Origin of the sequence: Levilactobacillus yonginensis, from assembly GCF_003946265.1 — a bacterium.
GTDB lineage: Bacteria > Bacillota > Bacilli > Lactobacillales > Lactobacillaceae > Levilactobacillus > Levilactobacillus yonginensis.
Genome location: NZ_RHNO01000012.1, coordinates 16694 through 29252 on the forward strand (window position 1 = coordinate 16694; position 12559 = coordinate 29252).

General features: G+C 46.9%; 10 protein-coding genes. 5 read left to right on the forward strand and 5 right to left on the reverse strand.

What is annotated here, in order from left to right:
• Positions 1-21: 21 nt before the first annotated feature.
• Entirely contained in the window at positions 22-852 is an 831-nt protein-coding gene (locus EKM87_RS07550; RefSeq protein ID WP_125683432.1) for a hypothetical protein, read from the reverse strand.
• Between the two features lie 222 nt (positions 853-1074).
• A complete protein-coding gene (locus EKM87_RS07555; RefSeq protein ID WP_125683434.1) occupies positions 1075-3027 on the reverse strand; it encodes an ABC-F family ATP-binding cassette domain-containing protein in 1953 nt (650 codons plus the stop codon).
• 470 nt (positions 3028-3497) lie between these two features.
• On the opposite strand from EKM87_RS07555, the gene EKM87_RS07560 reads away from it, so the two are divergent.
• The 4 genes from EKM87_RS07560 (at position 3498) to EKM87_RS07575 (ending at position 8738) form a co-directional block, all read left to right on the forward strand.
• Positions 3498-4136: a redox-sensing transcriptional repressor Rex gene (locus EKM87_RS07560; RefSeq protein ID WP_125683436.1), complete on the forward strand. Its 639-nt coding sequence runs from the start codon at positions 3498-3500 to the stop codon at positions 4134-4136.
• A gap of 363 nt (positions 4137-4499) precedes the next feature.
• Positions 4500-4784 (forward strand): co-chaperone GroES, encoded by a 285-nt coding sequence (gene groES / locus EKM87_RS07565; RefSeq protein WP_125683438.1) that lies wholly within the window; start codon positions 4500-4502, stop codon positions 4782-4784.
• Positions 4785-4841: 57 nt separating this feature from the next.
• Positions 4842-6467: a chaperonin GroEL gene (gene groL, locus EKM87_RS07570; protein WP_125683440.1), complete on the forward strand. Its 1626-nt coding sequence runs from the start codon at positions 4842-4844 to the stop codon at positions 6465-6467.
• Between the two features lie 435 nt (positions 6468-6902).
• A complete protein-coding gene (locus EKM87_RS07575) occupies positions 6903-8738 on the forward strand; it encodes an APC family permease (RefSeq protein ID WP_125683442.1) in 1836 nt (611 codons plus the stop codon).
• 189 nt (positions 8739-8927) lie between these two features.
• Here the strand turns inward: EKM87_RS07575 and EKM87_RS07580 are convergent, their stop codons facing one another.
• Together EKM87_RS07580 and EKM87_RS07585 are read right to left on the reverse strand one after the other, a co-directional pair.
• Complete coding sequence (locus EKM87_RS07580; protein ID WP_125683444.1) at positions 8928-9734, reverse strand: LrgB family protein; 807 nt, start codon at positions 9732-9734, stop codon at positions 8928-8930.
• Positions 9735-9779: 45 nt separating this feature from the next.
• Positions 9780-10220 (reverse strand): CidA/LrgA family protein, encoded by a 441-nt coding sequence (locus EKM87_RS07585; protein ID WP_125683446.1) that lies wholly within the window; start codon positions 10218-10220, stop codon positions 9780-9782.
• Positions 10221-10563: 343 nt separating this feature from the next.
• Between EKM87_RS07585 and EKM87_RS07590 the strand changes: the two genes are divergently transcribed.
• Positions 10564-11661, forward strand: coding sequence for a glycosyltransferase family 4 protein (locus EKM87_RS07590; RefSeq protein WP_125683448.1), 1098 nt, complete (start codon positions 10564-10566; stop codon positions 11659-11661).
• 226 nt (positions 11662-11887) lie between these two features.
• Here EKM87_RS07590 and EKM87_RS07595 read toward each other — a convergent pair whose 3' ends face one another.
• On the reverse strand, positions 11888-12550 hold the full coding sequence (locus EKM87_RS07595) for a YigZ family protein (RefSeq protein WP_125683450.1): 663 nt from the start codon (positions 12548-12550) through the stop codon (positions 11888-11890).
• Positions 12551-12559 lie beyond the last annotated feature (9 nt).

Below are 12559 nucleotides of genomic sequence, written 5' to 3' on the forward strand. Positions count from 1 at the left end.
TGCAGTGCGTTATTTTTAGGATTAATTGTGTTTGCCGATAATGAAGGCATAGCCACTATCCATATGTGAGTCACTATAGGTAGTCCGGTACGTACTATCGACGATGTTAAGTCCAATTCGGTAGTTTTTAGAGAGGTGGTTTAACTTGTTGGTCGTGTACCCGTAGGAAGCTAAAATCGCTTTTACTTTCTGGACGCGGGTCTTCACGGGTGTATTTTTACTGGCATTCAGGTAAGTGATTACTTTTGGAAATTTAACGATAGTATACTTGGTCAAATCAGGTTTGACAGAATATGGTGATGGGGCAATGTCAGGGAAGTAGCTCGCATTAGTTATTGCAGCAATATCTGTCATTTTGAGTGTGACTTTGTTATTTGGAAACAGCTTGATGATTTCGCGAGTTATTTTTTGTGAGGGCGATTTTTTGAGATAACTAAGGTAGTCGCCATTATTTACAAAGAAGTCTAAGCGTAAATAATTTGATTGAAGTTCTTTCTTGCCAAATCCTAATTCTAAGTTACCATGCCAGACGTATCCCGAGACTAAGTCAGTATGTTTTTTATTGTGGCCAGTGATGTAAGTATACTTAGCGGTGGTCTTGCCGTGCTTTAGTATTTCGCTACCACGTCCGTACCAAGAGTTGTTGGGATAGTCTTTCAAATAGAACTTAACCTTGGTGTGTTTGGCGTTCCAAACTGCAATCGATTTTTTGGGATATTTAGCACGATTAATGGTGGTCTTTTGCCAAAAAGATTGTTTTTGAATTGAATACTTAGCCTTAGCTGAGCCAGATTGTGATAGCCCAAATATTGTGATAATGGCAATAAGTGCAGCAACTAGCAACTTTTTCATGGTAGTGTCCCCCCTAATTTTTGGTTCCCCGGAATCGCTGTTCAATGCATTATATCATGCTTAAGAAAGCGCTTTCTAAAATTATCAGCTATTGTTGGCTAGAAAATGGAAAGGGGACAAGAAAGGAGTAATCGCTCTGTGGCCCTGGAAAATTGAGAATTAAAAAAGGGCCTGAGATATTTGTCTCAGGCCCTAATGCTATTTGGTTTAAACTAAAGCGCGTTAATCCTCAAATTCCTCTAACGCCAGGCTTTTTTCAGTCCAGTCAGTTTCGGTACTGTCGAGTTCCGTTGTGATTCGGTTCAGGTCAGCCTGAAGATCACCAAGTTTGCCGGCGTCGTTAAAGTTTTCTGGCGCGCTCATTTGGGTTTCAACTGCGGCCTTTTGCTTTTCTAAATCGCCAAGTTTTTCTTCAAGAGCATCTACCTGCCGGCTTAATTTCCGTTTGGCCTTTTGCTGTTCCTTTTGTTGTTGATAGTCGACCTGCGTCTGCTTGGGAGCTGTGACTGTTGGATGAGCAGCCTCTGCTTCAGCTGCTTCTTTGGCAGCGTAAGCGTCCTGCTCAGCCTTCTTGGAGACATAGTAGTCGTAGTCGCCCAGGTAACGGGTCGTTCCTGCCGGTGCCAGCTCAACAACTTGCGTGGCTACTTGGTTGATGAAGTACCGGTCATGGGAAACGAAGAGAATGGTGCCATCGAACTCGTTTAGGGCGTTTTCCAACACTTCGCGACTGTCGATGTCCAAATGGTTCGTCGGTTCGTCTAGCATTAAGAAGTTGTCGTGGCGCAGGGCTAGCTTGGTTAGCAGAAGTCGGGCCCGTTCCCCACCACTGAGGCTGTGGACGGATTTGTCGACGTCACTTCCGGTAAACAGAAAGCTACCCAGAATTGAACGAATATCGCCTTCTGGTGTGGTGGGATGATCATCCCACAGCTCATGCAACACGGTTTTCTTATCATGGAGAGTTGCTTGATCTTGATCGTAGTAGCCAGTGTCCACACCGGTACCAAAGATAATCTGGCCCTGAATGGCCGGAATCCGGCCGAGAATCGTTTTCAAAAGAGTCGATTTTCCAATCCCGTTGGGACCAACAATGGCGACAGCCTGATGTTTCTTGATATCCAGGTTAACGGGCTGACAGAGGATCTGATCATCGTACCCGACTGCGCCGTTAACGACATCCAGAACCACGTTACCGCTCTGACGGGTGGGTTTAAAAGTGAACCGAGCAACTTTTTCATCACCCTCAGGTTTGTCCATCTTGTCCATTTTCTCCAACTGTTTTCGGCGAGCTTGGGCCCGCTTGGTCGTGGAGGCCCGAACAATGTTTTTGTTCACAAAGTCCTCAAGTTTACCAATTTCGGCCTGTTGCTTATCATATTCCTTCCATTCTTGGCGGAGCCGTTCAGCCTTGGATGAAATGTAATGGGAATAGTTACCAGGGTAGTGAACCAGGCCGCCATGGGCCATATCATAGACGTCGTTGACCACGTGATCCAGGAAGTACCGGTCATGGGAAACGACCAGAATAGCGCCCGGATAACCCTGTAGGTAGCCTTCCAACCAGGTTAAAGTTTCGACGTCCAAATGGTTGGTGGGTTCGTCGAGGATCAAGAGGTCGGGGCGTTCTAGCAGGAGTTTAGCGAGAGCAAGCTGGGTTCGCTGGCCACCGGACAATTCATTAATCGGTTTATCGTAGTATTCCTCACCAAATTCAAAACCGTGCAGCACGCCGCGAATCTCGGCCTGATAGCCGTACCCGTTTTGGTCGCTGAAGTCTTGTTGTAATTGGTCGTAAGTGGCACTGATCTGTTGAAACCGGTCCTCGTCTGCAATGACGTCAGGGTTACTCATTTCGGCTTCCAGTTCGTGAATCCGGTTTTCCATGGCACGGAGTTTTGCGAAGACACTCAACATTTCGTTCCAAACGGTTTTGGTGGAGGCCAGGCCAGCATTTTGTGCTTGGTAGCCCATCGTCAGGCCACGTTTGGTAGTAATCTGGCCAACGTCAGGCCGAGTTTCGCCAGCAATCATCTTAAGTAGAGTAGATTTCCCCGCACCGTTGCGGCCAACTAGGGCGACCCGGCCGTGTTCAGGAACATCCATACTGACATTCTCAAATAAAACGGTGGCACCAAACCGCCGCGTCACTTGTTGCACTTGTAATAGAATCACGTTGAACCAACCTCCTTAATGTTCGAAAATTCAATTTTTAATTTTGGGAAGGACTGTCAGCAGGTAATTACCACTGCTGGTAAATTTAATGATGACTGAAGACTTGAGTCACTTAATTAGTTATGGCAAATTTATTAAAGTTAGTGAAGAATTTGAATGTGACAAGTTGAGACTTGATCAAGCGCTTTCCGGTGATTAATTATGGGTCGCAATCAGCGAGTAAACCGCGGCGGGACGCTACCAACCGTGGGGGCTAATCACAATGGTCACCGATACAATCTATTCTATCATATTCTGACCCTAGACCGAAATTTGAAAAAAATTGTGAAAAATATTTGCAATTTGTTTCACAAGGCGAGTGGTTATGCTATAATCTTTAGGAAAGTTAATTTCACAATCGGATTGTATTTAAAGTGTATGTTGTCATTTACGGAGTGACAACGAGTGCTATTGATTAGGAGGGCCCTCATTTGACAGACCAAAAGATTCCCCGCGCAACAGCTAAACGGTTGCCAATTTACTACCGTTACCTGAATATTTTGCTGGACGCGGACAAGACACGTGTTTCATCGACCGAGCTATCAGAGGCCGTTAAAGTTGATTCTGCAACTATTCGGCGTGATTTTTCCTACTTCGGTGCCTTAGGTAAGCGAGGTTACGGATATGATGTTGAAAGTTTATTGAAGTTTTTCAAGAAAATCTTGAATCAGGATCGGTTGACTAACGTTGCTTTGATCGGGGTTGGTAACTTGGGCCACGCGCTATTGAACTTCAACTTCCACCAGGACAGTAACGTTCGGATCAGTGCGGCTTTCGATGTGAATGAAGACATCGCCAACACCATTCAGAGTGGGGTACCAATCTATCCGATGACTGATCTACGGACGCAGTTGGAAGAACAACAGATTGAAGTGGCAATTTTAACTGTGCCATCTCCCGTTGCGCAAGAAGTCACGAATAACGCCATCGCTGGTGGTATCAAGGGTATCTTGAACTTCACACCATTACGGATCACGGTGCCAAAGAATATTCGGGTGCAAAACGTTGATTTGACTAATGAGTTACAAACGTTGATCTACTTCTTGGAACACTATAACGATAAAAACTAATTGACTCGGATTGAATTGGGTCACTTAGGTGAGGGGAAGCTGTGATAAAATCATGGCTTCTTTTTTTGCGTGTTTTTGAATACCGAGCCAATGCTAGCTATGTAATCAGCCTTAACTGGTTTAGCACGTTTAAGGCCCACACCGGGTATGATTTTGCGTCATAAATAAAGGGAATCGACAATCGAATAGTTAATTTTTCGCGAGCTTTCACGGGTGCCAAGGCATTTCCGGAAACGGTTGCAAAATAGTTTGTCAAATTCCTTGATTTTTAGCGAAAAAAACCATATATTAGATATTGTGATTAGCACTTATGTTAGTCAAGTGCTAACAGTGCTAAAAAGTAAGTTTATTGGAGGGATTCAAGTGTTAAAACCATTAGGAGACCGCGTCATTTTGGATCAACCACAAGAAGAAGAAACCACGGTTGGTGGCATTGTTTTGGCAAGTAATGCTCAGGAAAAGCCTTCAACGGCAAACGTTGTTGCTGTTGGTGATGGCCGTGTGTTAGACAATGGCGATAAGGTAGCCCCAACTGTTAAAGTTGGCGACAAGGTATTGTTCGACAAGTATGCCGGCACGGAAGTTAAGTACCAAGATTCGACGTACCTTGTTTTACACGAAAAGGACTTAGTCGCAGTTATTGACTAACCTTTCCCACTGATACAGAGCATAATTAAAAATTTTAGTATGAGGTGAATTAGAATAATGGCTAAAGAATTAAAGTTCTCTGAAGACGCACGTAGCAAGATGCTTGCTGGTGTAGATAAGTTGGCGAACACCGTTAAGACCACCTTAGGACCTAAGGGTCGTAACGTTGTTTTGGAACAAAGCTACGGCAACCCAACCATCACAAACGATGGTGTGACGATTGCTAAATCCATCGAATTAGACGACCATTTCGAAAACATGGGTGCCAAATTAGTTTCCGAAGTTGCTTCCAAGACCAACGATATTGCTGGTGATGGGACGACGACCGCAACTGTTTTGACGCAAGCCATCGTTAACGAAGGTATGAAGAACGTCACTGCCGGTGCCAACCCTGTTGGTATCCGTCGTGGGATTGAAAAGGCAACGAATGCTGCCGTTGAATCTCTGCACAAGATGTCCATCGACGTTAAGACGAAGGAAGATATCGCCCAAATCGCTTCGATTTCTTCAGCAAGCAAGGAAACTGGTTCCTTAATTGCTGACGCTATGGAAAAGGTTGGGAACGATGGGGTTATTACGATTGAAGAATCCCGTGGTGTTGATACCAGCTTGGACGTTGTTGAAGGGATGCAATTTGATCGCGGGTACATGTCACAATACATGGTTACCGACAACGATAAGATGGAAGCTAACCTCGACAACCCATACATCTTGATTACTGACAAGAAGATTGCCAACATTCAAGACATCTTGCCTGTCTTACAAGCCGTTGTTGAACAAAGCCGTTCACTCTTGATCATCGCTGATGACATTACTGGTGAAGCTTTGCCTACGTTGGTTCTGAACAAGATGCGGGGAACCTTCAACGTCGTTGCTGCTAAGGCTCCTGGCTTTGGTGACCGTCGTAAGGCAACCTTGCAAGATATTGCTATCCTGACTGGTGGGACTGTCATCACTGATGACTTAGGTCTTAACTTGAAGGACACGACCATTGAACAATTAGGTCAAGCTCAAAAGGTTAATGTTACCAAGGATTCAACGACTATCGTTGAGGGTGCTGGTTCTAAGGACCAAATCGCTGAACGGGTTGCTGAAATCAAGGGTCAGATCGATGAAACTTCATCTGATTTCGACAAGGACAAGCTCAAGGAACGTTTGGCTAAGTTAGCCGGCGGGGTTGCTGTTGTTCGTGTTGGTGCCGCAACTGAAACGGAATTGAAGGAACGGAAGTACCGGATCGAAGATGCTTTGAACGCTACCCGTGCCGCCGTTGAAGAAGGTTTCGTTGCTGGTGGTGGTACTGCCTTGATCAACGTTATTGCTGACGTTGCCAAGGTTGAAGCCGAAGGCGATGAATTGACCGGTGTGAACATCGTTCTGCGTGCCTTAGAAGAACCAGTTCGTCAAATCGCTCAAAACGCTGGGGTCGAAGGCTCCGTCGTGGTCGAACATTTGAAGGGTGAAAAGCCAGGCGTTGGTTACAACGCTGCTGACAACAAGTACGAAGACATGGTTAAGGCTGGTATTACCGACCCAACCAAGGTTACCCGTTCTGCTCTGCAAAACGCTGCCTCCGTTTCCGCATTGTTGTTGACGACTGAAGCTGTGGTTGCTGAAAAGCCAGAAGACCATCCAGCACCAGCTGCACCAGCTGCTAACCCAGGTATGGGCGGCATGATGTAAGCTTCATCAATTAATTGATAATTAAGACGTCGATCCGTTGTGGGTCGGCGTTTTTTGTATGGGTGAACCGCTAAAAGTGGTCGACCAAGTGGTGAGGTTTTTTCAGAGGCCCACCGGGGGGCGTTTTTATCCAAAGACACCACGGTGCGTGTGGTGAACTTGGGTGGCGAACTTGAGTGAATCAAACGCCGCTAAATCAACCTTTGGGGGTAGCAATAAATCAAAGTGAAAAACAACCCTTTATTTCTCTCACGCTTTGCCGGATAATGGAAAAGTTCGGTTGCCAAATCTTCGGTTGCGAAGTCAGAGATTTGTGGTAATGTTTACCTAGTTGTAGTAGAATTACGTCTGCATTCGAACTTGAATTAAATCAAGCAATTATACGACGGGTGAATGCCCGTCTTCATTATTTATGGAGATAAGGAGTAAATAGTCATGTGGCGTTATTTAAAGCGGGTTTTAATTGGAAAACCCCTCAAGACCATGGACGAAGGCGGTCAGGCGCTAACCAAGTTTAAAGCGCTGGCTCTCTTGTCGTCTGATGCGTTATCTTCCGTGGCTTATGGTACTGAGCAAATCACCACAGTCCTAATTACCTTGTCAGCGGCTGCATTGATGTATCAATTGTGGGTTGCTGCACTGGTCTTAGTTCTGTTATTTGCGATTACGCTTTCTTACCAGCAAATTATTCATGCCTACCCATCTGGTGGTGGCGCCTACGTTGTAGCCAGTACGAACTGGGGGCAATCGGCAGGATTGATTGCCGGTGGTTCCTTGCTCGTTGACTACATGTTGACCGTGGCGGTTTCCACGACTTCTGGGACTGAAGCCATTACGTCGGCAATTCCGGCGCTATATCCGTATTCTGTATGGGTATCAGTCTTAATTGTGATTGGCATTATGTTGTTGAACCTGCGGGGGATGCGTGAATCGGCAGCGTTTCTCACGGTTCCCGTTTACCTGTTCATCCTGATGATTATTGTGATGATCGGGGTTGGGTTCTACAACATTGTGACGGGTAACATCACGTATCACGCGGCGGCCTCGTTTAACGGTCCCGTCCAAGGCATGACGTTATTGCTGTTCTTCCGGGCCTTCTCGTCCGGGTCTTCTTCCCTGACTGGGGTGGAAGCCATCAGTAACGCTGTGCCTAACTTCAAGGAGCCCAAGCGTCACAACGCGGCGGCGACCTTGGCAATTATGGCGGGAATCTTGGCCATCTTCTTCGCTGGGATTACGTTCTTGAGTTACTACATGGGGATTCGGCCACAAAGTAACCAGACGGTCTTGTCTCAAATCGGGACCGGCGTCTTCGGTCACGGTGTCTTCTATTACATCCTACAGTTGTCCACGGCGATGATTTTGGCAGTGGCAGCCAACACCGGGTTCTCAGCCTTTCCAATCTTGGCTTACAACCTGGCCAAGGATAAGTTCTTACCGCATGCTTACCTGGACAGAGGGGACCGGTTAGGTTACTCTAACGGAATTATTTCTTTGGCCGTTGGCGCAATCGTTCTGATCTTTATCTTCCATGGGCAAACGACTTTACTGATTCCACTGTACGCGGTCGGGGTTTTCGTGCCATTTACGTTGTCACAATCAGGGATGATTATTCACTGGTTCAGAACGCGTGAGGGGTTCTGGTTAGGCAAGGCCTTCATCAACTTGATTGGGGCTCTTATTTCCCTGGTCCTCGTGGTCTTCTTACTGTTCTTACACTTTGGCAACGTTTGGCCATACCTGATCATCATGCCTTTGATTCTGCTGTTGTTCTACCGAATCAATCAGCATTATCACAACGTGGCTAAACAGTTACGGGTCGCTGCTAAGGAAAAGGCCGACATCCATCAATACGATGGGGCAACGGTCATTGTCCTGGTCAGCAACATCACCCGGGTAACGTCTGGTGCCATTAATTACGCACAGTCCATTGGGGATTATGTCATTGCGATGCACGTGTCCTTCGATGAAAATCCTGAGAAGGAGCACAAGACAGCTCAGGAATTCAAAGAGGAGTTCCCAGACATTCGGTTTGTGGATATCCATTCCTCCTACCGGTCGATTGCGACGCCAACGTTGCGGTTCTGTGACGTGATTGCGAAGCGGGCGGCGGAACGGAACTTTACGACTACGGTCCTGGTTCCACAATTCGTTCCCCGGCACCCTTGGCAAAACGTCTTGCATAACCAAACTGCGTTACGGTTACGGACGATTTTGAACTCACGGGAAAACATCATTGTTTCGACTTATAATTATCATTTAAAAGAGTAGTTGTTGAACTGAACTGTTGATTAGCAGGTCAGTCGGCGACACCATTAAAGGCATTGGGACTTTCGTCTCGGTGCTTTTTTTGTTGGATTGAAACGCTGAAAAAGTCCGTCTCAGAAAGTGGTTGGGCAATAATGGGACAACAAAAAAGGTTCTCCCGGTTGGGGGAGAACCTTGCGTAAATGTTGAATTTTAACGTAGGCCAACCAGTGAAGCAAATTGTGGTACCACCAAGTCGACGACGATTGAGATAACGACGACGGCGATGGAGGCCATGGATCCCTGAATGGATCCCAGTTGTAAGGCTTTCGCTGAACCGACCGTCTTCCCAGCGGTTCCTAATCCTAATCCGGCACCGATTGGGTCGTTGTTGATCCGGAAAACTTTTACCAGCCAGTCACCTAAAGCGTAGATGATGACGGCGTTTAGGATACAAACCATGGCGGTAATGGCCGGGTTCCCACCGATAGCTGCCGCAATTGGCATTGCGATGGCCGTAGTGGCCCCGGTAGGCAGTAATGAAGCCAACGTCCCCTTGGATAGTCCGAAGAGCTTACCAGCCTCGTAAATGATGAATAACGAGATGACCAGTCCAACGACCAGTGAGAGGACAATTTCTAACCAGAAACGCTTGACGATATCATTCCGTCGATACAGAGGAATGGCAAAGGCAATGGTTGCTGGGTTTAAGAACCAGAAGATGATATTTCCTCCGGGGAGGTAGGCCGACTTGTAAAAAGTGGCAGTGTCCGTGCCAAAGGCTTTGGCGAGGAGGAAGAGGATAAAAATCCCTAACACCATCCCCACGAAGAGGGGTTGGAAGATAAAGAATCCGTTACTAATTTTAAAGAGCCATTGGCCGATTAAGAAGACGACCAACGTGAGAAAAATCCCAAAAACAGCGTTACCCGCAGAGGCACCAGTGGCTGTTTTACTTAGGCCATCGCCTAGCCACTTGCCCCAAACCGCCATCTCGGCGGCAACATTTAAGCTGATCATAATTCTCCATCCTTTTCTGTTGAGTGTTAATCGTTGTCAGGCAAATTATTGGTCGATATCGGTATTTCCGTGGAAGACGTGCTTCCGAATCCAAATAAATCCGGCCGTGGTGTAGGCGATGACGACCAGCATCACAATCGTTGCAATGATAACCACGATGATGATCTTAACGCCTTCAGCTTGCAGTACTTTTAGACTGGCAGCCAGCTGGATTCCTGAGGGAACGAACAGAAAGGCAATTAAACTGATTAAGAAGTCCCCAAACTTCTCAACATTCCGGAGCTTCACGATGTGGGTGGCTAGTAGGACGTAGAGGAGAATCAGTCCGACCACTGGCGTGGGCACCGGAAAACTAGCAGGAAACAGAGGGGAAATAAGGCTGGAAACGAACAGAATAGCAGCGAAGATACCCATTTGAATCAAGATGGGAGAAGCTTGTTCTTTTTCTGGAGCTTCTGCTGATGAAACTTTTTTATTAGCAGCCATTGAAAACTCTCCTTTCAATTGATGACCTGGTTGCACGACAATCCCCAAAATTTAGAGGGCAAGCCTGTTCTGAAGTGAATGCATAATTGTATTATATGGGCTGTAAGCGCTTAAAACAAGCGTAAATATCGTATTCACTATACGTTTATAAGTATTAATTATTATCCGTGTGATAAATCACAAATGCCGTTATTGTAGACTGGCGCCCAGTGGGGATGGGTGGACCAAAGTTGCGGCACTTTTCACAAAAAAACTTTTTTTACAAACTAAATGGTGGTTGTGTTTAATTTACGAGATTTGTATAATTAGCAAAAGAACCATTAGGAAAGAATGAGGACACTTTATGAAATTTGAGATTATTGTTAGCTTGTTTGCTACCATGATTATCTCCGCGGTCCTAACCCCGTTTGTACGCCGCTTTGCGTTTCAAATTGGTGCGGTGGATAAACCGAATCAGCGCCGGGTCAACAAGGTTCCCATGCCGACGTTGGGCGGCCTAGCTATCTTTATTGCGTTTACTTTTTCAACGATGTTTTTATTGCGAGATCAAATGCCAACACAACAGCTGTGGGGGCTGTTCGGTGGCGAATGCATCATCGTCGCTGGTGGGATGATCGACGATGTCTTCGAACTGAAACCACGACAAAAGGTGATGTTTCAGCTGTTAGCGGCCATTGAAGTTTACTTCGTGGCGGGTATCCGGATGCGGTATCTAACGTTACCATTTGTGGGTGCTTGGCACTTTGGCTGGTTATCGTTGCCCATTACGTTGTTGTGGATCGTTGCCATCGTTAATGCCATCAACCTGATCGATGGGTTAGATGGGTTGGCAACGGGGGTCTCGATCATTGCGTTAACGACGACTGGGATTACCGGGCTGTTCTTCTTGAACGTCGCGAATACCTGGGTGGCAATCATGATTTTTGCGCTAGTTGCTGCTATGGTGGGTTTCCTGCCTTACAACTTTTTCCCAGCCCGTATTTACTTGGGGGACACAGGGGCGCAGTTCATTGGATTTATGATTGCCTGCTTCTCCCTGTATGGTTTGAAAAACGTGACCTTCATTTCCGTGATCATTCCGGTGATCATTCTGGGTGTTCCCATCACGGATACGGTGTACGCCATGATTCGCCGGATTTTGAATCGGCAACCCATTTCTCACGCGGATAAGCACCATTTGCATCACCGCTTGATGCAATTGGGATTGACGCACCGTCAGACGGTTTTGGTAATTTACGGGATTGCGTTAATTTTCTCGTTCATTTCACTGTTGTACCCGTTGTCCACAATTTGGGGGTCGGTCCTGTTGACCATCGCAATTCTGATTGGCTTGGAGCTATTCGTTGAAGCCATCGGACTAGTGGGGTCGGACCGACAGCCACTCTTACACTGGATCAACCGAGTCGTTAAGAAGTTAACGTCGAAGAATTCGGAAAGATAGGGATAAAGAGTGGGCCTAAAGGCGGTTAGCTGGCGAGCATTAACGGTGATAACCGAAAAATCCCGGTCCTGGATTATTTGGTTATCAGTGTTAAGCGGAGTCAGCTGCCTTTGGGCGCACGTTTCCACCACATAAAAATTCGCCAACACAAAAGGAGCCAGGGGAAAAATCCCCTGGCTCCTTTTACGTGGAGTCGCATATTAATACCGCTAGCGTTCAGGTAAGCTTAGTCGATCGAACGGCTACTGGCGTTGATTTCGACAGGCACTTCATTGTAAGCGATGTCGCCCAGTTCAACGGTTAGGCGGTCACTTAACAGATTAGTGATCGCGGTTTGCGTGGCGGTCACGGCGTCCAAATCAACGGCAATGGTGACCGCGACCGCAGACGTGTACGCGGTGTCCAAAATACTGATCTGATTTTCAGTCAGGTAGTGGTTAAGGCGGTCGTAGTTGGGATAGTCCACGGTAATCGTCATGGCTTGCTGCCGGACGAGTTTGACGACGCCGACTGCTTCAATTCCAGTAGAGGTGGCGTTGCTGTAAGCCCGAATCAGGCCCCCGGCCCCCAGCTTGATGCCGCCAAAGTAACGGGTGACCACACCAATGACGTTGTGCAGGTGGTTACGTTGGAGCACCGTGAGAATGGGAACACCGGCGGTACCGGATGGTTCGCCGTTGTCGCTTTCTCGTTGAATTTCATCGTGTTCACCGACCATGTAGGCCCAACAATGATGGGTGGCTTTCGGTTCTCGCGCGGTTACCGCAGCAATGAATGCTTTAGCTTCATCTTCGCTGGATACACGACCGAGGTCGGCAATGAACCGTGATTTTTTAATTTCGAGTTCGTGATTGCCACTTGCTTGAATGGTTAAGTAGTCAGTTTCCATTGGCAGACA